Origin of the sequence: Lysinibacillus sp. NPDC056185, from assembly GCF_047737915.1 — a bacterium.
In the GTDB taxonomy this organism is placed as follows: domain Bacteria; phylum Bacillota; class Bacilli; order Bacillales_A; family Planococcaceae; genus Lysinibacillus.
In genome coordinates, this window is the sequence record NZ_JBLLLQ010000006.1 from 115,379 (window position 1) to 134,576 (window position 19,198).

At 37.9% G+C, this 19,198-nt stretch carries 16 protein-coding genes, 1 other RNA gene and 1 other annotated feature; of the genes, 16 read left to right on the plus strand and 1 reads right to left on the minus strand.

Annotation, left to right across the window (positions count from 1 at the left end):
* Positions 1-199: 199 nt before the first annotated feature.
* From ACMZ42_RS08390 to ACMZ42_RS08400, 3 genes are all read left to right on the plus strand, one after another.
* Complete coding sequence (locus ACMZ42_RS08390; RefSeq protein WP_370075397.1) at positions 200-2,395, plus strand: RelA/SpoT family protein; 2,196 nt, start codon at positions 200-202, stop codon at positions 2,393-2,395.
* 86 nt (positions 2,396-2,481) lie between these two features.
* Positions 2,482-2,922 carry a D-aminoacyl-tRNA deacylase gene (gene dtd, locus ACMZ42_RS08395; RefSeq protein WP_415731150.1) on the plus strand — a complete coding sequence of 147 codons (441 nt, stop codon included), beginning with the start codon at positions 2,482-2,484 and terminating at the stop codon, positions 2,920-2,922.
* A gap of 73 nt (positions 2,923-2,995) precedes the next feature.
* Positions 2,996-3,211: a DUF2642 domain-containing protein gene (locus tag ACMZ42_RS08400; RefSeq protein WP_370075395.1), complete on the plus strand. Its 216-nt coding sequence runs from the start codon at positions 2,996-2,998 to the stop codon at positions 3,209-3,211.
* 218 nt (positions 3,212-3,429) lie between these two features.
* Here the strand turns inward: ACMZ42_RS08400 and ACMZ42_RS08405 are convergent, their stop codons facing one another.
* Positions 3,430-5,019: an SH3 domain-containing protein gene (locus tag ACMZ42_RS08405; protein ID WP_415731151.1), complete on the minus strand. Its 1,590-nt coding sequence runs from the start codon at positions 5,017-5,019 to the stop codon at positions 3,430-3,432.
* A gap of 162 nt (positions 5,020-5,181) precedes the next feature.
* Positions 5,182-5,424: a binding site (T-box leader), on the plus strand.
* 96 nt (positions 5,425-5,520) lie between these two features.
* On the opposite strand from ACMZ42_RS08405, the gene hisS reads away from it, so the two are divergent.
* The 13 genes from hisS to ACMZ42_RS08470 all read left to right on the plus strand — a co-directional run bounded on the left by hisS (position 5,521) and on the right by ACMZ42_RS08470 (position 19,091).
* On the plus strand, positions 5,521-6,786 hold the full coding sequence (gene hisS / locus ACMZ42_RS08410; RefSeq protein WP_370075393.1) for a histidine--tRNA ligase: 1,266 nt from the start codon (positions 5,521-5,523) through the stop codon (positions 6,784-6,786).
* Between the two features lie 273 nt (positions 6,787-7,059).
* Positions 7,060-8,829: an aspartate--tRNA ligase gene (gene aspS / locus ACMZ42_RS08415; protein ID WP_415731152.1), complete on the plus strand. Its 1,770-nt coding sequence runs from the start codon at positions 7,060-7,062 to the stop codon at positions 8,827-8,829.
* 139 nt (positions 8,830-8,968) lie between these two features.
* Positions 8,969-9,168: non-coding RNA, 6S RNA (gene ssrS, locus ACMZ42_RS08420), on the plus strand.
* Between the two features lie 421 nt (positions 9,169-9,589).
* Entirely contained in the window at positions 9,590-10,747 is a 1,158-nt protein-coding gene (nagA, locus tag ACMZ42_RS08425) for an N-acetylglucosamine-6-phosphate deacetylase (protein WP_415731153.1), read from the plus strand.
* 31 nt (positions 10,748-10,778) lie between these two features.
* Positions 10,779-11,501: a GntR family transcriptional regulator gene (locus tag ACMZ42_RS08430; protein ID WP_415731220.1), complete on the plus strand. Its 723-nt coding sequence runs from the start codon at positions 10,779-10,781 to the stop codon at positions 11,499-11,501.
* Between the two features lie 4 nt (positions 11,502-11,505).
* On the plus strand, positions 11,506-12,225 hold the full coding sequence (locus tag ACMZ42_RS08435; protein WP_415731221.1) for a sugar isomerase domain-containing protein: 720 nt from the start codon (positions 11,506-11,508) through the stop codon (positions 12,223-12,225).
* Positions 12,226-12,242: 17 nt separating this feature from the next.
* Complete coding sequence (locus ACMZ42_RS08440) at positions 12,243-12,512, plus strand: HPr family phosphocarrier protein (protein WP_402870270.1); 270 nt, start codon at positions 12,243-12,245, stop codon at positions 12,510-12,512.
* Positions 12,506-14,224 (plus strand): phosphoenolpyruvate--protein phosphotransferase, encoded by a 1,719-nt coding sequence (gene ptsP, locus ACMZ42_RS08445; RefSeq protein WP_415731154.1) that lies wholly within the window; start codon positions 12,506-12,508, stop codon positions 14,222-14,224. Before ACMZ42_RS08440 ends, ptsP begins: the two co-directional genes overlap by 7 nt.
* Before the next feature lie 41 nt (positions 14,225-14,265).
* Positions 14,266-15,441, plus strand: a complete 1,176-nt coding sequence (gene eis, locus ACMZ42_RS08450; RefSeq protein ID WP_415731155.1) for an enhanced intracellular survival protein Eis — start codon at positions 14,266-14,268, stop codon at positions 15,439-15,441.
* A gap of 522 nt (positions 15,442-15,963) precedes the next feature.
* Positions 15,964-16,275 (plus strand): PTS sugar transporter subunit IIB, encoded by a 312-nt coding sequence (locus ACMZ42_RS08455; RefSeq protein WP_370075386.1) that lies wholly within the window; start codon positions 15,964-15,966, stop codon positions 16,273-16,275.
* 13 nt (positions 16,276-16,288) lie between these two features.
* Positions 16,289-16,609, plus strand: a complete 321-nt coding sequence (locus tag ACMZ42_RS08460) for a PTS lactose/cellobiose transporter subunit IIA (RefSeq protein ID WP_049667708.1) — start codon at positions 16,289-16,291, stop codon at positions 16,607-16,609.
* 45 nt (positions 16,610-16,654) lie between these two features.
* A complete protein-coding gene (locus tag ACMZ42_RS08465; protein WP_415731156.1) occupies positions 16,655-17,983 on the plus strand; it encodes a PTS sugar transporter subunit IIC in 1,329 nt (442 codons plus the stop codon).
* Positions 17,984-18,008: 25 nt separating this feature from the next.
* Positions 18,009-19,091, plus strand: coding sequence for a DUF871 domain-containing protein (locus ACMZ42_RS08470; protein ID WP_415731157.1), 1,083 nt, complete (start codon positions 18,009-18,011; stop codon positions 19,089-19,091).
* The last annotated feature ends 107 nt before the right edge of the window (positions 19,092-19,198 follow it).

The following is a 19,198-nucleotide window of genomic DNA, read 5'->3' on the forward strand; positions in this document are numbered from 1 at the left end:
CGATAAGAGAGACTCTTTGCGAAATATTGCATTCGCAAAGGGTCTTTTTATTCATTTAGGAGAATATTTTTCCATTTTTCACATTGTTCACGAGAATAACTAAACAAAATGACACAGTTACTTTACAATAGCCCATAAAATTTTATACAATTAAGTTTATATCTAATCTGAAAAATTTGACGAGCAAGGTGGACATGTTATGGCGAAAGAGCAAATTTTGACTCCCGAGGACGTTTTTGAGTTAGTCAAATCCTACATGAATGATGAAAATGTCGCATTCGTGAAAAAAGCATATGAATTAGCAAGGGATGCCCATATTGAGCAATTCCGAAGCTCAGGTGAACCGTATATTATTCACCCTGTGCAAGTAGCTGGAATTTTAGCTGAATTACAAATGGATCCTGAAACAGTTGCAGCTGGTTTTTTACATGATGTTGTCGAGGATACGGATTTTACGCGCGACGATTTGGTTCGTGAATTCGGCGAAGAGGTTGCGATGCTTGTAGATGGTGTAACAAAGCTGGGGAAAATTAAATATTTATCTAAAGAAGCGCAACAAGCAGAAAATCATCGAAAAATGTTTGTAGCTATGGCGCAGGATATTCGTGTCATTTTGATTAAACTGGCAGACCGCCTACATAATATGCGCACGTTAAAGCATTTACCAGCCGAAAAACAACGCCGTATTTCTAAAGAAACGCTTGAAATTTTTGCACCACTTGCGCATCGTCTTGGGATTTCGACTGTTAAATGGGAGCTTGAGGATACGGCACTTCGTTATTTAAATCCACAGCAATATTATCGCATTGTCAGTCTTATGAAGAAAAAACGTGATGAGCGTGAGGCCTATTTAGATAATGTAATGGGTGAGATGAAGTCACAGCTTACAGATGTTGAAATTGAAGCAGATATATATGGTCGCCCAAAACATATTTACAGTATTTATCGTAAAATGGTGTTACAAAAGAAACAATTCAACGAGATTTATGATTTATTAGCCATTCGTGTACTTGTCGATAGTATTAAAGATTGCTATGCCGTACTTGGGATTGTGCATACATTATGGAAGCCAATGCCTGGACGTTTTAAAGATTATATTGCGATGCCAAAACAAAACCTATATCAATCCCTGCATACAACAGTAATTGGTCCTTATGGTGACCCATTAGAAGTTCAAATTCGTACGAAAGAAATGCATAAAATTGCCGAGTACGGGATTGCAGCGCATTGGGCGTATAAAGAAGGTAAAAAAGTTGATAATGAAAAACAAAATGTCGACCAAAAATTAACGTGGTTCCGAGAAATTTTAGAATTCCAAAACGAATCTTCTAATGCTGAAGAATTTATGGAATCTTTAAAATTTGATTTATTCTCTGATATGGTCTATGTATTCACACCTGAAGGAGATGTCATTGAATTACCAGCAGGCTCTGTACCAATCGACTTCGCATATCGTGTGCATTCAGAAGTTGGGAATCGTACAATTGGCGCGAAAATCAATGGTAAAATGGTGCCACTTGATACACCGTTAAAAACGGGAGATATTATTGAAATTTTAACGTCTAAGCAATCATTTGGTCCGAGTCGCGATTGGCTAAAAATTGCCCAATCCTCACAGGCGAAAAATAAAATAAAGCAGTTTTTCAAACGTCATCTTCGTGAGGAAAATATCATCAAAGGTAAAGAGATGATAGAAAAGGAAATCCGCGCACAAGGTTTTGACGTAAAAGAAACAATGTCAGCGGACAATTTGAAGCGAGTATGCGAAAAATTCAACTATACAAATGAAGAAGATTTATATGCAGCTGTTGGCATGAATGGCATTACAGCTCAGCAAGTTGTTAATCGTCTAGCGGAAAAACGTCGCAAAGAGCGTGAACAGGAAGAAGCGCTAGAGAAAATTGAACAAAAAATGAAAAACCCTATTCCGCAAAAACGTACGGAATCGGGTGTTATCGTAAAAGATATCGACAATATGCTTATTCGACTTTCACGTTGTTGTACGCCAGTTCCTGGAGATGAAATTGTAGGCTTCATTACGAAAGGAAGAGGTGTTTCAGTGCACCGTGCGGACTGTCCAAATATTCAAGTTGATGATGAGCAGGAGCGCTTAATAGAAGTTGAATGGGAACATGGACTAACTCCAGAGAAAAAAGAATACCCTGTCGATATTGAAGTTTCGGCCTTCGATAGACCAGGAATTTTAAATGAAATCATGCAAATTGTTAGCGAAACGAAAACGAATATTTTAGCAGTGAGTGGTCGTGCAGATCGTGATAAAATGGCAACGATTCATTTAACGATTTCGATTTCAAATATTTCGCATTTGCATAAAGTAGTGGAACGTATTAAGCAAACACCTGATATATATTCAGTACAACGTGTTATTAACTAATTAGGATGGTTAGGCAGTAGCAACTTTGTTATGTACCGAAAATGGAACTTCTGGTGCATACAATAGGAGAATTGAGGTTTTAAAAAATGAAAGTAGTTTTACAACGTAGTAAAGCAGCCTCTGTTACGGTTGACGGAAAAGTAACGGGTGCTATTGATAGCGGTTATGTTCTTCTGGTTGGCATTACACACGGGGATAAGCAGGAGGATGTTGAATATTTAGCGAAAAAAGTAGCAAATCTCCGCCTTTGGGAAGATGCTGATGGAAAAATGAATCATTCCATTTTAGAGCATGGAGGGGCTATTCTATCCGTTTCACAATTTACATTGTATGGAGATGCAAAAAAGGGGAATCGTCCAAGTTTTACAAGTGCAGCAAGACCAGAAGTTGCGGAACCGTTATGGGAGGCTTTTAATAATTCCTTACGTGAACACGGTTTACATGTGGAAACAGGAATATTTGGTGCAATGATGGATGTTGCACTGACAAATGATGGCCCTATTACAATACTTCTTGAGTCTAAATAATTGGTACATTTCCTATGATTCCTTCATACATTAAATAGTATGGTTAGTTTTGTAGGAAGGAAGTGTATTAAAGATGACGCAGGTAGGAAGCATATCAAATCCATATTTATACGAGACTCTTAACATGATGATTGGTCAGGCAATTGTAGTGCAAACTAAGAAAAATATTCAGCAAGGAAAATTAATCTCTGTATTACCTGATGATATTGTTTTAGAGGTTAGCCATACGCCATTTTTCATTAGTATGAAGGAGATTGTATGGGTTACGCTAGCAACAATGAAAAAATAAGCGCATAAAGGACCTCTATACTCATGTAATGTGAGTTGGAGGCCTTTTTTCGTTTAAGTGTACATAATATTTGACAGTGAGTACTGAAAGGCAAACACCATAACTTATAACGTCTATAACAAAGAGTCATTTAAAACAAAATAAATAAGCTGCAAGGGAAGTACAATTCTACTTTCCTTTGCAGCTTATTAATAATCCCCGCTGATACAAGTTTCACTTTATCGATCTTCGTTAAAGTATTTTAAAATACCTTGGTAGATACCGAGAGTAGCTTGTTCACGGAATTTAGCGTTTGTAATAACACGTTCCTCACTACCATTACTTAAGTAGCCTAGCTCAATGAGTGCAGCTTGTTGACGATTTTCTCGTAGAACTAAATAATTTCCTTGTTGGGTACCACGATTCTTTAAATCGATTTTATTGGAAAGTCCATTATTTATTGCCTCTGCAAGACCTTGTTGATTACTGTTCATATAATATGAGGTGAAGCCATTAACGGAGCTATCGTCTGTTGCATCATAATGAATACTGATAAAAGCATCTGCCTCATACTGGTGCGCAATTGAGACGCGTTTACGGAGTGCAACATATTCATCTGATTCTCTTGTCATGACGACATTTGCTCCAGCAGCACTCAACTTTGAAGCTAGAAGAGAAGCTGTTTTCAATGTAATTTCCTTCTCATTTGTTCCACGTTGTCCGGTAGTGCCGTGATCATTTCCGCCATGTCCAGCATCTACGACAATTGTTAGCCCATTTAAAGTGCCTTTCTTGCGTGGTGTAGATTTATCTTTTTTTATAGCAGTAGTTGTTTTGCTCGACGAAGAAGTAGTAACGACCCAGTTCGCCACAAATGCAGTTTTGTCATCTACTTGTATTTCATAAAAGTCATTTTTAGCGCCTACAATAGGGTAGGTTTCACCGGCATCTACACGTACAACAACATCAGCAGTCGTTGATGCATCTGTCCGTAGGTTTGTCCCATTATAAATGATTGTGACAGATTCAAGCTCTGAGGAAGAAGAAGCAGATTTTGATGTCGTTTTTCCTTTATTTGAAAAAGTACCATAAAAGCTATAAACCCAACCTGTTTTATTATCGTTATATTGAATTTTTACCCAGTTATGCTCTTGAGCCAGCACTTTAAAGGCTTGTCCATTTGAAGCTGTTCCTATTTTTTTAGCATTTAAGTCGGGATTTTGGCGCACATTAAGTGAATCTACTAAAACTGTAAATGTTGTATCTTTGTTGATTTTTTTTGTAGTAGATACTTCAACTTTAGGTTCATCAGCCTCAGCCTTAACCTTTTTTTCAGGTAGGTCATTGATTGTAACATAGTCAGTAGATACCCACCCAACTAGTCCGTTCCAATCTATTTTTGCCCATTCACCATTTTTTTCAATAAGTTTAGCTTGGCTGCCTATTGATAATTGTCCTAGAACTGCTGAAGATATGTCAGGCTCAGTACGAATATTTAGACGATCAACTTGTGATATCAACGTTTGATCAACCGTTTGTTTATCGTTTATTGAAGTTGTTAGCCAAGATGCTACCCAACCTTCGTAATTGCCTGCTTTTACTTGAATCCAGTCACCTTCACGACTAATAGAAGTTAGCGAATCACCCTCATCTAATGTTGTAATGATTGGATAAGACAGTCCAGGTCCCTCACGTAAATGAAGAATCGTTCCAGTTACTTTTAAATCACTGGTGTCTGCTAGTGCTCTTTGAATATTATTCATATTTGGAATCGCAATTATTAGCACTAGTACGAAGATGATACTAATATTTAAAAGTTTTGTCCTCATCAGACTCCTCCTATCTTGTGCTATTTTACCATGCTTTAGTAATAGAATTCGTGGGAAAAAGGTAATGGAATTTGTTATTTTATCGAATGTATTGTAAAAAAAATAAAAACAGTTGACATTGCCTTTTGTTGTGACTAACATAAAGGGTAATCAAAAAATGATTAACCGCTTATGACCAAGCGAGTAGCATATACCTCTATTGGAGAAGAGAGGGAAAGACCTAGGCTGAAATCTTTCCTACAAAAATGTATATTGTGAACAACACTTGAGAGGCTTTTTTCTGAAAAGGTAACGCTTAGTAGGAAAAAACGGAATCGGCCGTTATCCGATTTGGAGGAGGACGCATGTATTTGATGCGTCAACTAGGGTGGAACCGCGGAAGCTTGTACAGCTCTCGTCCCTTGCGTAACGCAAGGAGGCGAGGGCTTTTTTAGTGGACAAAAAATAAGAGAAGTCCAGAAGACAGCTTGCTCATAAGCAATTAATAAAGGAGGTTTTTCTATGAGTTTTAAAGTGCCACGAGGGACACAAGATATTTTGCCTGGTCAATCAGAAAAATGGCAAAAGATAGAAGCGGTTATCCGTGATATCTGTCGTGTCTATCGCTACAATGAAATTCGTACACCAATTTTTGAGCAAACAGATTTATTTGCACGTGGTGTCGGTGAAACAACAGATGTTGTTCAAAAAGAAATGTATACATTTGAAGATCGCGGTGGCCGTTCGTTAACATTACGTCCGGAGAATACAGCTGGTGTAGTTCGTGCTTATGTTGAGCATAAAATGTTTGGTGCACCTGATCAACCAGTAAAGCTTTCATATTTAGGACCGATGTTCCGTTATGAACGTCAACAAGCAGGGCGCTACCGTCAATTTGTTCAATTTGGAGTAGAAGCAATTGGTTCAGCTGATCCAGCCATTGATGCAGAAGTTATTGCACTAGCAATGGATGTCTATGAATCAGCAGGTTTAAAAGATTTAAAATTAGTCATTAACTCACTTGGTGACAAAGATACACGTGATACACACCGTACAGCACTGCTACAACACTTCGAACCACATATTCATGAGTTTTGTTCAGACTGCCAAAATCGTTTGCAAAAAAACCCACTACGTATTTTAGACTGTAAGGTAGACCGCGAGCACCCATTAATGCAATCTGCACCTGCATTAACTGATTTCCTAACTGAGGAGTCAGCAGCATATTTCGCTCAAGTTAAAACGTACTTAGATACACTGGGAATTTCGTATGAGGTCGATCCAAATCTTGTAAGAGGTCTTGATTATTACAATCATACGACTTTTGAAATTATGTCAACGGCTTCAGGATTTGGATCAATTACTACACTTTGTGGTGGGGGTCGCTATAATGGCCTTGTGCAAGAAATTGGTGGACCAGAAGTACCAGGTATCGGTTTCGCATTAAGTATTGAGCGTCTGTTGCTTGCACTTGAAGCTGAAGGTGTTGAATTAGACACAGCATCAGGACTCGATGTTTATATGATCGCTATGGGCGAAGAAGCGAAGCTAAAAACTGTAGAATTAACAAGTACCTTCCGTGCTAAGGGCATTTCTGCAGAGATGGATTATTTAGATCGCAAAATGAAAGCTCAAATGAAATCAGCAGACCGTTTAGGTGCGAAATATACGATTGTTTTAGGCGAAACGGAACTTGAAGAGCAAGTAGCTACTGTTAAACATATGGAATCAGGTGAACAACAAAAAGTAGCGTTCTCGGAATTAGTGAACTACCTATTAAAACAATAAGCGAATCTGTTAAAACATAAATCGTTTATAGATCAATACAGGATTATCTGTCCAATTCAAATATCTACGTCGTTTGGACAGATAATTCATCTAATGAACTGCTAATTTTCCTTGGCATCCATTCACTACTAGTAGGAACGGTATGCTACATAAGTAAAATAAACGGTTCATCAACGAAAGTTGGGGATGACATTTTGTGAAAACGTATGTCATGTGGATAAATCAACCCAAAGTTATGGAGATGAGCCAAATAAATTTTGGAGGAATTAAATAATGGCAACAAGAACACATGCTAGTAATGAACTTTCAGAAGTATTAAAAGGCGAAAAAGTCGTATTAAAAGGTTGGGTACAACGTCGTCGCGACTTAGGCGGTTTAATCTTCATTGATTTACGTGACCGTACTGGAATCACTCAGGTAGTGTTTAGCCCTGATGTTGCAGAAGCACATGCTCTAGCCGATAAAGTGCGTAGTGAGTACGTAATTGAAGTAGAGGGGACAGTTATTCTTCGTGCAGAAGATCAAATCAACCCAAATGTACCAAACGGCAAAATTGAAGTAGAAGCAACAAAATTAGTCGTTATTAATACGGCAAAAACAACACCATTCCAAATCGAAGATCGTACTGATGTATCTGAAGATTTGCGTTTAAAATATCGTTATCTTGACCTGCGTCGTCCTGTTATGTTTGACACATTTAAAATGCGTTCAGACGTTACTCGTACAATTCGTAACTTCTTACAAAACGAAGGCTTCTTAGAAGTAGAGACGCCAATTTTAACAAAATCATCTCCAGAAGGAGCTCGTGACTATTTAGTACCATCACGTGTTCATGAAGGCGAATTTTATGCACTACCACAATCACCTCAGCTATTTAAGCAATTATTAATGGTGTCTGGTTTCGAAAAATACTTCCAAATCGCACGTTGTTTCCGCGATGAAGACTTACGTGCTGACCGTCAACCAGAGTTTACACAAGTTGATATTGAAACAAGCTTTTTAACGCAAGAAGAAATTATTGAAATGAACGAACGCTTAATCCAAGCAGTTATGAAAGAAGTAAAAGGCATTGATATCCCTGCACCATTCCAACGTATGAAATATCAAGAAGCTATGGATCGTTACGGCTCAGATAAACCTGATGTACGTTTCGGCTTAGAGCTAGTTGCTTTAAATGATATTTTTGATGGCTGTAATTTCAAAGTGTTTGCTGATACAGTAGCACAAGGTAAGCAAGTAAAGAGTATCAACATTAAAGGTGCGGCAGACAAATACTCTCGTAAAGACATGGACGAGCTAACAAAATTCGTTGGTATTTATGGAGCAAAAGGTCTGGCTTGGTTAAAAGTAACAGAAGAAGGCTTAAACGGACCGATTGCAAAATTCTTTGACGAAGCATTAGCTGCTTCATTAATCGAACGTATGAAAGCTGAAGTGGGCGATATTTTAGTATTCGTTGCTGATAAAGCGTCTGTTGTAGCAGCATCTTTAGGTGCACTTCGTACGAAATTAGGTCAAGATTTAGGCTTAATCGACGAATCAGAATTTGCATTCCTATGGATCACAGATTGGCCATTATTAGAGTACTCTGAAGAAGACGGTCGCTATTATGCAGCGCACCATCCATTCACACGTCCATTTGACGAAGATATTCCGTTAATGGAAACTGATCCTTCAGCTGTCCGCGCGCAAGCATACGATATCGTATTAAACGGATATGAGCTTGGTGGAGGTTCGCTACGTATTTATGAACGTGAATTACAAGAAAAAATGTTTAATTTACTTGGTTTCACAGAAGAAGAAGCAAGAGCTCAATTTGGCTACTTATTAGAAGCATTTGAATACGGAGTACCACCACATGGAGGTCTTGCATTTGGTCTTGACCGCTTCGTAATGCTACTTGCAGGCCGTACTAACTTACGTGACACAATTGCATTCCCGAAAACAGCAAGTGCAAGCTGCTTATTAACGAATGCACCAAGTGAAGTTTCTCTAGAACAATTGAATGAGCTAAATTTAGCAATTAAAACATTTAAAAGATAATTAATACTCCTAAATACCTGGATTCTCTAGCGAAATTTGTTGAGAATCTAGGTATTTTTTGCGTTTTCGCAAGAATGAAGATTTTTTTGAAGAAAATAGTTTGAATTGTCAGAAATATCGTGTTATTATAACTGTAATACGAATCCTGATGTGTTTGTCTAATTGCTAGCTCTACTTAACAGTTTTGACCGAACACATTAGAATCGGGAGCCTTCATTTTGTAGTCGCAAACAAGCCCCATGCGGAGCGGGACGTTTAAAGCTGCAAACCAGGCACCCCCCTGCGAATTGCGGGTTCAAAACGAATGTTTCTTGGCATAACGGCACAATCGGGATTCGTCATACATAGTAAATAACCACAAAAGAGGAGCATAAAATTGGCTCCTTTTTTAGTGCGAATAAATGGGTATTCAAAAAGACAACTGCATAGCAAGACTTATAATAGAACAAATTTGATAATTGTAGAGGAGAAGTGACAATGATCCTTAGCTTAAAAAAGAATGAAGTGAAAATTGTGCCGTATGATAATGAATGGAAAAATGAATTTATACAGGTTCGTTCCGGGATCGTATTCAACATATTGGTAGCACATCGATTGATGGGATTCAGGCAAAAATTCAGTGAAAAGATTTAGAAAATACAAAAAATACTTTTTATTTTTGTAAAAGTGTCATATAATTGGTATAGACAACTATACCGAATCAAATGATAGCTTGGTAACTTCAGCAAAGCTCCTCAAAAAATGATTAGGGGGTGATCTATTGAAGAATACACTTTTAATTTCCAATGTTACGATAGTCAATCATGATGAGGCACCGATTAAGGGTGACTTATTCATTGATAATGGTAGGATTATTAAAATAAGTCATAACCTATCTGATCAGGCCGAATGCTATATAGATGGCAAAAATAAAAATTGGCTACTACTACCTGGCTATATTGATATGCACATACATGGCTCTGCTGGGCATGATGTGATGGATGCTACACAATTAGCATTACATCAAATGGCACGTTCTTTAATACAAGAAGGCGTTACGGGCTTCCTTGCTACTACAATGACGCAATCTATAGAAGCAATTGAAAGCGCTTTATCCAACGTTGCTCAATTTGAAAATAATGATGATGAGGCAAGCTTATTAGGGATACATGTAGAGGGGCCATATGTATCGAAAAAACGGGCAGGAGCTCAGCCAATAGAATACATTATTTTACCGTCTGCTGAGCAATTTACATCCTGGCAGAACATAAGTAAGCAACGCATTAAACAAGTCACAATTGCACCTGAGGTAGAGGGAGGCTTTACGTTTATTGAAGCGCTAAAAGATTTAAATGTTATTGCTTCCATTGGCCATTCTGACGCATCAATTGAGGAAGTGGATAAGGCAATAGCATTGGGAGTAAGGCAGGCTACACATTTATATAACCAAATGCGCCCTTTCCATCATCGTCAACCAGGTGTCGTTGGTGCAGTGCTTTTAGAAGATCAGGTGAAGACTGAAATTATAGCTGATTTCGTGCATAGCCATCCTCAAGCTGTAAAGCTAGCATATCGAATAAAAGGAGCGAATGGTATTATCTTAATTACAGATGCGATGCGGGCAAAAGGCTTACATTATGGTGATTATGATTTAGGTGGTCAAACCGTTCATGTTTCTAAGGATGGGGCTCATTTATCTAATGGGGCTTTAGCGGGTAGTGTGCTAACGATGGAGCAGGCAGTAAAAAATATGAAAGCAGTTACCGATTGCTCATTGCAGGAAATTGTCGCAATGTCCTCTACGAATGCTGCTAAACAATTACAGCTTGCAACTAAAGGTCGTATTGCAGAAGGCTATGATGCAGATTTTGTATTACTAGATGAACATTTAAATGTACAAAAAACTATTTGTCGGGGTAAAGTTGTATTTGAGAAGTGAAAGTAAAGAGGCGATAAGGATGGTGCAACACTTGTTAGATAAAAATTCTCATATACCTATCTATATACAAATAGAAGAGATTATTAAACAACGTATTTATTTAGAAGAATACAAAATCGGAGAAAATATTCCTTCTGAGCGAGAGCTTTCTATGCAGTTTGATGTTAGTAGAATGACAGTTCGTCAATCAATCACAAATTTAGTCAATAGCGGTTTACTGTACCGCGAAAAAGGGAAAGGTACATATGTTGCTAACCCAAAATTAGAACAACCGCTAAAAGGATTAACAAGTTTCACAGAGGATATGCGGGCTAGAGGAATGGAACCAAGCAGTAAAGTTTTACGCTTTGAAAAAATCGTACCACCAATTGATATTGCTAGAGATTTAATGTTAGAGCCGGGCGAAGAGGTATTCTTCGTTGTTCGAATCCGTAGTGCAGATTCCAAGCCAATGGCAATCGAAAGAACGTATATTCCTGTGAAAGTATATCCAGAATTAGATGAAAAGAAAATAATGGGGTCATTATATGCGTTAATTGAAGCAAAATTCCATCAAAAAATTGGCAATGCTATTCAGCAAATGGAGGCAGCTATTGTTCCAAAAGAAGATAGTAAATTTTTGCAAATTAATCATACTGCACCTGTGTTAATTATTAAACGTACAAGTTATTTATCTGATGGAGTTCCGTTCGAGCTTGTGCGAAGTACTTATCGAGCTGATCGATACAAATTCATTAGTGAAATTAAAAGGTGATCCTATGGATGCATATTATCTAGAAATTCAAAAGTTAATGCAGGTCGTGAGGGAGCAAGAATATGCCCGAATAAAAGAGGCGGCACAATTAATTGTCAAAAGGCTTCAATGTGGGGGAATTGTCCAATTATTTGGTTGTGGTCATTCTCATCTTTTAGCACAGGATGCATTTTATCGTGCAGGAGGGCTTGTACCTGTATGTCCTATTATTATTGAACCTTTAACATTACACGCAGGAGCAATGACGTCATCTGAAAATGAGAAGAACCCGACTATCATTGAACGGTATAAAGATCATTTTGATTTTCATGAAAATGATGTTTGCATTGTTATTTCAACATCCGGGAGAAATCAAGCACCTATTGATGTAGCATATTTAGCGAAAGAAGCTGGAGTGTTGGTCATGTCGCTGCAATCTCTTGCTTATTGCGAACAGCCGACCCGCCATCAAAGTGGACAGCGCTTAGAGGATGTAGTAGATATAGTGATCGATACGCATATACCAATAGGAGATGGTTTGCTGCATCACCATGAAATACAGTATGCGCCATCCTCTACAGTGATCGGTTCATTTATTTTAAATGCATTATTCAGTGAAATCATTGAGAACATGGCTTTATCTGACGAAATATTACCAGTTTTTAAAAGTAATAATGTTGACTCTGATTTGTCTCATAATGAGGCTATGATTACCAATTATCAACATCGTATTAACTTTAAATGACATGCGGAGGGATATCGATGAAGAAAATGTATAAAATAACAGCGCCAGAGGGACTACATGCTAGACCGGCAGCATTACTTGTAACGGCTGTAACACCGTTTGAGTGTGACGTTCAGTTAACGTATAAAGAGAAATCGGTCAATTTAAAATCAATTATGGGCGTTATGTCACAAGGGGTAGCACCTGGAAGCATTGTAGAAATTTCAGCAGAGGGATCTGATGCCGAGAAGCTTTTTCAAACAATAACAGAAGTTATGGTTTCAAAAGGAATTGGTGAGGAATGTTAGAAATACAAGGAATTGCTGTTTCTCGAGGCATCGCCTTTGCAAATGCGTATTGTTTAAAGGAACCAGATCTAACTTTTGAAGAAGTTAAGATTACTGATGTACATGCTGAACTAGAAAGGTTCAAGGCAGCTATTGTTAAAACGAAAGCGGAACTTCAAGAAATTCATGAAATAGCTCAGGAGAAATTTGGTGCTGAAAAGGCGGCTATTTTCGAGGCACATCTATTAGTGCTAGAGGATCCTGAAATGCTTACGTCTATTGAAGCGAAAATTCAATCTGGGGTGAATGCTGAATTTGCAATAGATAAAGTATCGAATATGTTCATTGCAATGTTTGAAGGGCTAGATAATGTCTATATGCAGGAGCGAGTCGCAGATATTCGAGATGTATCTAAACGGGTATTAGCCCATTTATTAGGGGTTGAAATGGTGGATATGAATCGTTTAACCTCTGAAGTTATTATCGTTGCTAAAGACTTAACACCGTCCATGACTGCGATGTTAGATACAACGTATGTAAAAGGGTTTATAACGGATATTGGTGGCAAAACATCTCATTCTGCTATTCTCGCAAGAACGTTAGAGATTCCAGCAGTAGTTGGGACGAAAAATGCCACGGAAGGTATTCAACATGGAGCATCAATTGTTTTAGATGGGACAAATGGCAAGATTTTTGTCAACGCTTCATCGGAAATAACTAGCTTTTATTTGCAGCAACAACGTTTACACAATGAAGAGAAGGAAGAACTTCTTCGATATCGTTCATTACCAAGTTTGAGTGCGGATGGATTTTCAGTAGAAATTGCAGGGAATATAGGAAACCCTGAAGATGCGGATATGGTCATTAATGCTGGTGGAGATGGTATTGGCTTGTTTCGTACAGAGTTTTTATATATGGAACGACAGGAGCTACCAACTGAGGAGGAGCAGTTTCAAGCATATAAAAGCGTACTTGAGAAAATGCAAGGCAAGCCAACGATTGTTCGGACATTAGATATTGGTGGCGATAAAAATCTACCATATTTAAAACTTGCTGAAGAGATGAACCCTTTTCTTGGCTATCGAGCAATTCGAATTAGTTTAACCCAACAAGAAATGTTTCGTGTACAGATTCGCGCATTACTAAAAGCAAGCGCTTACGGCAATTTAAAAATTATGTTTCCGATGATTGCTACATTGGACGAATTTAAAATGGCGAAGGCAATATTGCTTGAAGAAAAACAAAGTTTGAAGAGTGATGGATATCTTATATCTGAAACACTAGAAGTGGGGATGATGATTGAAATTCCGTCGGCAGCGATCATTGCAGATGTATTTGCAAAGGAAGTAGATTTTTTCTCAATTGGTACAAATGATTTAATCCAATACACGTTAGCAGCGGATCGCATGAACGAAAATGTTTCTTATTTATATCAACCGTATCATCCTGCTGTTTTAAGACTTATAAAAAATGTCATTGATGCAGCACAGCATCATGGAAAATGGGTAGGTATGTGTGGTGAAATGGCTGCAGATGAAATAGCGTTACCGATTTTACTAGGATTTGGATTAAATGAGTTTTCCATGAGTGCTTCCTCTATTTTAAAGACTCGTGCACATCTCGCTAAGCTTTCTAAACAACAGCTAACACCACATAATGAGCACATCTTACTATTATCCACGGCCTCAGAAGTCGAGGAATATGTGAAAAATAATCTATTAAGTTTATCTTGAATTGTGCGAATATTCAGTACTTGAAAGGGGTGGTCTAGCGTATGGAAATAAAAATAATCCCTCCAAAAGATTATTTACAGGTACATCAATTAAGAGATTATTGTTTTCCTAATAAGTATACGGGTGCGCAGCGCGATGATTTTCACTATTGGATTGAGCATAGCACAACATTAGGTGCTTACGATGAACATAAAGTAGTTGGACAGCTATTAATATTGCCACTTAATATGACAATTCATGGTGAAAATTATAAGATGGGTGGAATTGGCTTTGTTGCAACATATCCTGAATATCGGCAACAAGGTATTATCAAAAAGCTTATGACCGAGGCACTGAAAAAAATGCGAGAAAATGGGCAGAGCACTTCTGTGTTAGCACCATTCTCCGTATCCTTTTATCGTTACTTTGGCTGGGAATTATTTTTTGAGAAGTTATGTTATACCATTCCGCAATTGCTGTTTCCTTCTTTCGGAAAGCAGCTGGACGTAGTAAAACGTATGAGCTTTGAATGGCCAGATCATTATCTTTTTCAGGCAATTAAGGATTTTCATAATGCACAATCGATTTTTAATAATGGGAGTATGCTGCGAGATGATGCTTGGTGGAAAAGGATAGAAAGAAGGATGCCTGATAGTCATTTTGCGGCATATTTTAAGGAAGATAAAATTGCGGGTTATATTCGCTATATCATTCAGGATGGAACGTTTGAGATTCATGATTTTATAGCTGAAGATTTACTAGCAGAACAAGCGATTTGGCGTTTTATCACGTCTCATGCTGCGAGTGTAAGTAACATTAAAGGAGTTACTTCTAACGATCATCAATTTGGCTTTTATTTTAAAGAACCACAGTTTAAAAAGGAAGTCGTTCAAGATGTGATGGTAAGAATAGTAGATGCTTTGATGTTCATGCAACATTATCCGTGGGGCGATATTCAGGAGCCGTTATATATTCAAATTGAAGATCCATTTTGTAGTTGGAATGAGCACGCATATAAAATAAATAAAAGTGGAGATGTCTCGATAATTGAGACAAATTCTATCCCAAATGTGCATATGTTAACATTACCAATTAATCTTTTTTCAGCAATGATGGTAGGCTATCTTTCTGTAAAGGATGCTGTCTTGTATGCAAATGAAGAAATGGCTGATGACATTATTGATCGATGGCAGCAAGCGTTACCCTCTAATAAACCAGCATTCTATGAATACTTTTAACTTCTTTCAGCAAATGTCTTTGTAGCGAAAGTGAAGCGTCAGTAACATATGTCTTTTGTGCTGAGAGCGTAGCGACAGCAACAAGGGTGACCAACATCGTGCTACTGACGCTACGTTAGCACTACGTTAGCACTACGTTAGCACTACGTTAGCACTACGCTTTTGCGCAAAAAACATTTGTTGGCCAAAAGCCTCGAGACGCAATTATGCCGAGGTATAATTGATGTATCGATGTCGTGTCATGTGGTGAAAAGTGGATATGAATGTAGTTGATTCTGAAAAATTAAATTTTTTTGAACTTTTTTCTGGACTATACCAGTTAGGTGAATCCATTCTGTAGTCTGTAACAGAGTTATAGCCCAATTTTTAAAGTCTCTCCACAAGGGAGGAAATGGTGTAAAAAGTATATTGTGGTATATACCAATTGATGCTATTCTCATCATAAGAAAGCGATTTCATAGTTGAAAAATCATAAAAATAAAAGTTAAAAAGACGAACTTAATCATGAAAAGGAGTGTTTTTATGAAAAACATTATGCTAGTGTGCGTAGCGGGAATGAGTACTAGTTTGCTAGTGTCAAAGATGCAAAAAGCCGCACAAGATCAAAACATTGAGGCAGATATTTATGCGATTGCTGAAGGTGAGGTTGACAAAGTATTAGCTACTAAAATGGCGGATGTGATGCTATTGGGTCCTCAAGTCCGTTACTTAAAAGGGACATATGAAAAAAAATACAAGGCAATGAATTTTCCGATTGAAGTCATTAACATGGCGGATTACGGCATGATGAATGGCGAAAATGTTTTAAAGCAAGCGTTACAGTTGATTGGTTAAGGGGGCAGCGACAATGGAAGAAACAGTTTTGATGGAATCTATTATGGGACTGATTGTGCACAGTGGTAATACGAGAAGTGAATGTATGGAGGCTATCCAGCTAGCGAAAAATGGTCAGATTCAGGAAGCGAAGGAAAAAATACAGTTAGCTAACGATGCATTGATTGAAGCGCATCATTCTCAGACGGCTCTACTTTCACAAGAAGCAAGGGGAGAAAAAGTTGAAGTGTCAATGCTGTTAATTCACGCGCAGGATCATTTAATGAATGCCATTACGTTTCGTGATTTAGCAACTGAAATGATTGAGTTGTATGAACGAATCAAAGGGGAATAGCATCAAGCCTTGATGTCACAATAAAAAGTAAAGGGAGTGTGTGAAATGTTCCGTTTTTTAGAAGAAAAATTTGTGCCAGTCGCAGCTAGAGTAGGGAATCAGCGTCATTTAGTTGCCATTCGAGATGGATTTATTACAATCATGCCATTGACAATTGTTGGGACATTTGCGGTTCTTGTTAATAGTTTGCCTATCAAATTCTATCAAAATGCGCTCGATGCCATCTGGAAGCATGAAACTTGGACACAGTGGGGCGGCAATGTTTGGGGAGCAACATTTGGAATCATCTCTCTGTTATTAGCCTTTACAATTGCTTACAATCTTGCGAAAAGTTACGACAAGGACGGACTTTCTGCCGGTGTAATCAGCTTTTCAACTTATTTGACGTTTGGTACCTTTGGTGAAGGTGGATTAACAGGGTTAACGACAGGTACAGGTGGTATATTTATTGCCATTATTATTGCGTTGCTGTCAACTGAATTATTTTGTAAATTGACTGGCAATCCTAAGCTGTTAATTAAAATGCCGAATGGAGTACCACCGGCTGTTTCAAAATCTTTCGCCGCATTATTACCTGCTATTATTACAATTGGTTTATTTGCTCTAGTTCGTACAATTATTTCGGCAGGCTTTGATATTCCTGATATTGTCGGTTCATTCTACTCAGCAATCCAAGAGCCGTTTATGGGCTTAACGAATTCATGGATTGCGGCTTTACTTTTAGCATTCATTCCTACGTTTTTATGGACATTAGGTGTTCATGGTGCTAACATTATCGAACCATTTATGCAAACGATAAATTTACCAGCTATTGAAGCGAATGTAAGAGCGATTTCATCTGGTGAAGTAGCGCCATACATCGTAAATAAACCATTCTTTGATGCCTTCATCAATATGGGGGGTTCCGGGACAACAATAGCACTTATTATTGCTATTTTCCTTTTTGCTAGAAAGAATAAACAATATAATACCGTCGGGAAATTGTCGGCGGCACCAGGGCTTTTTAATATTAATGAACCGTTACTTTTCGGTCTTCCAATCGTGTTAAACCCAGTGTTATTTGTACCGTTTATTTTGACACCAATGGTGAACGTAACAATTGCTTTCTTTGCAACGAAGTGGGGCTTTGTGCCAGCAGCTACTGTTTCACCACCATGGACAACGCCACCGGTTATTAATGGATTCTTAGCGACTCAATCTTGGCAAGGAGCTGTACTTAGTCTTGTTTTACTGATCGTCGCAGTATGTATTTATTTACCGTTCATTTCAATGGCAAACCGCATGGCAAAGCAGAATGAACTACGGGCTGCTGAAGCAGAGTCTCAAAAAGATCAGCATGTTACAAAATTAGAGAGTCAAAAAGTAGAAGTGTAATTGTGAGCTAACGGAGGTATTTAAATTGAAAAGATTAGGGATTTCACTATATCCTCAGCATAGTACACTAGACGATATGAAGCGATATGTTCAGCTCGCTCATGACAATGGTTTTGATCGAATATTTACATGTCTTATGTCATTAAATAACGATCAGGAACGACAAAAATTACAACAAATCAATAAATTTGCGCAGCAGCTTGGCTTTGAAATTTCAGCTGATATTGCCCCAGCTGTTTTTGAAGATTTAGACTTAACGTATAAAGATATCGGTTACTTTAAGGAGCATTATCATTTAGCGGCATTGCGCTTAGATATGGGCTTTTCTGGTCAGGAAGAAGCGTTTATGTCGCTCGATGCAAGTAATTTAAAAATAGAATTAAATATTAGTAACGGTACTAAATATGTAGAAAATATATTATCCTATCAACCGAATAAAGATAATATTATTGGCTGCCATAATTTTTATCCGAGACGTTTCACAGGTTTATCACGTCAACATTTTTTACAAACATCTCAACAATTTAAAGCAAATCATATTCGAACAGCAGCCATGATTTCATCTCAGCATGCTATGTTTGGACCTTGGGAAGAAACCGAGCATGGCTTACCAACATTAGAAGAGCATCGTCATCTGCCAATTACAGTACAAGCGAAGGATTTATGGCACACTGGTTTAATAGATGATTGCATTATCGGCAATATGTATGCTTCTGAGGAAGAAATACGTGCGTTAGGTCAATTAAATCGCCATAAGCTAGAGCTGAAAGTTGAGCAGTCTATTGAAACGTCTATTTTAGAAGAAGCCATCCTTTTTAAGGAGCCACATTTTAATCGTGGCGATGTTTCGGATTATGTGATCCGTAGTACGCAATCTCGTGTTAAATATAAAAATGGTGACTTCCCTGTACATGATAGCCACCCATTAACATTGGGCGATGTGACAATCGATAATAATTTAGATGTACGTTATAAAGGTGAGCTCCAAATTGTTTTAAAGGAGATGCCGAATGCCGGATCAACAAATGTTGTGGCAAGAGTAGTAGAAGAAGAGCAATTTTTATTAGCACATATTCAGCCTTGGGCATCATTTGGCTTTACGAAATGATTACAGAAGAAGGGATTAAGCCATTAGTAGATAGTGCTTAATCCCTTTTTTATCTTTAGTAAGCAGATATTTTCTGAGCGAAAGCGAAGCGGCAGCTCCAAGTGATT

What these genes read in the sequence shown, in the direction of transcription:
- ACMZ42_RS08390 (WP_370075397.1), top strand. Translation starts at nt 200, where the DNA reads ATGGCGAAAGAGCAAATTTTGACTCCCGAGGACGTTTTTGAGTTAGTC.
- dtd (WP_415731150.1), top strand. Translation starts at nt 2,482, where the DNA reads ATGAAAGTAGTTTTACAACGTAGTAAAGCAGCCTCTGTTACGGTTGAC.
- ACMZ42_RS08400 (WP_370075395.1), top strand. Translation starts at nt 2,996, where the DNA reads ATGACGCAGGTAGGAAGCATATCAAATCCATATTTATACGAGACTCTT.
- ACMZ42_RS08405 (WP_415731151.1), bottom strand. Translation starts at nt 5,019, where the DNA reads ATGAGGACAAAACTTTTAAATATTAGTATCATCTTCGTACTAGTGCTA.
- hisS (WP_370075393.1), top strand. Translation starts at nt 5,521, where the DNA reads ATGAGTTTTAAAGTGCCACGAGGGACACAAGATATTTTGCCTGGTCAA.
- aspS (WP_415731152.1), top strand. Translation starts at nt 7,060, where the DNA reads ATGGCAACAAGAACACATGCTAGTAATGAACTTTCAGAAGTATTAAAA.
- ACMZ42_RS08435 (WP_415731221.1), top strand. Translation starts at nt 11,506, where the DNA reads ATGGATGCATATTATCTAGAAATTCAAAAGTTAATGCAGGTCGTGAGG.
- ACMZ42_RS08440 (WP_402870270.1), top strand. Translation starts at nt 12,243, where the DNA reads ATGAAGAAAATGTATAAAATAACAGCGCCAGAGGGACTACATGCTAGA.
- ptsP (WP_415731154.1), top strand. Translation starts at nt 12,506, where the DNA reads ATGTTAGAAATACAAGGAATTGCTGTTTCTCGAGGCATCGCCTTTGCA.
- eis (WP_415731155.1), top strand. Translation starts at nt 14,266, where the DNA reads ATGGAAATAAAAATAATCCCTCCAAAAGATTATTTACAGGTACATCAA.
- ACMZ42_RS08455 (WP_370075386.1), top strand. Translation starts at nt 15,964, where the DNA reads ATGAAAAACATTATGCTAGTGTGCGTAGCGGGAATGAGTACTAGTTTG.
- ACMZ42_RS08460 (WP_049667708.1), top strand. Translation starts at nt 16,289, where the DNA reads ATGGAAGAAACAGTTTTGATGGAATCTATTATGGGACTGATTGTGCAC.
- ACMZ42_RS08465 (WP_415731156.1), top strand. Translation starts at nt 16,655, where the DNA reads ATGTTCCGTTTTTTAGAAGAAAAATTTGTGCCAGTCGCAGCTAGAGTA.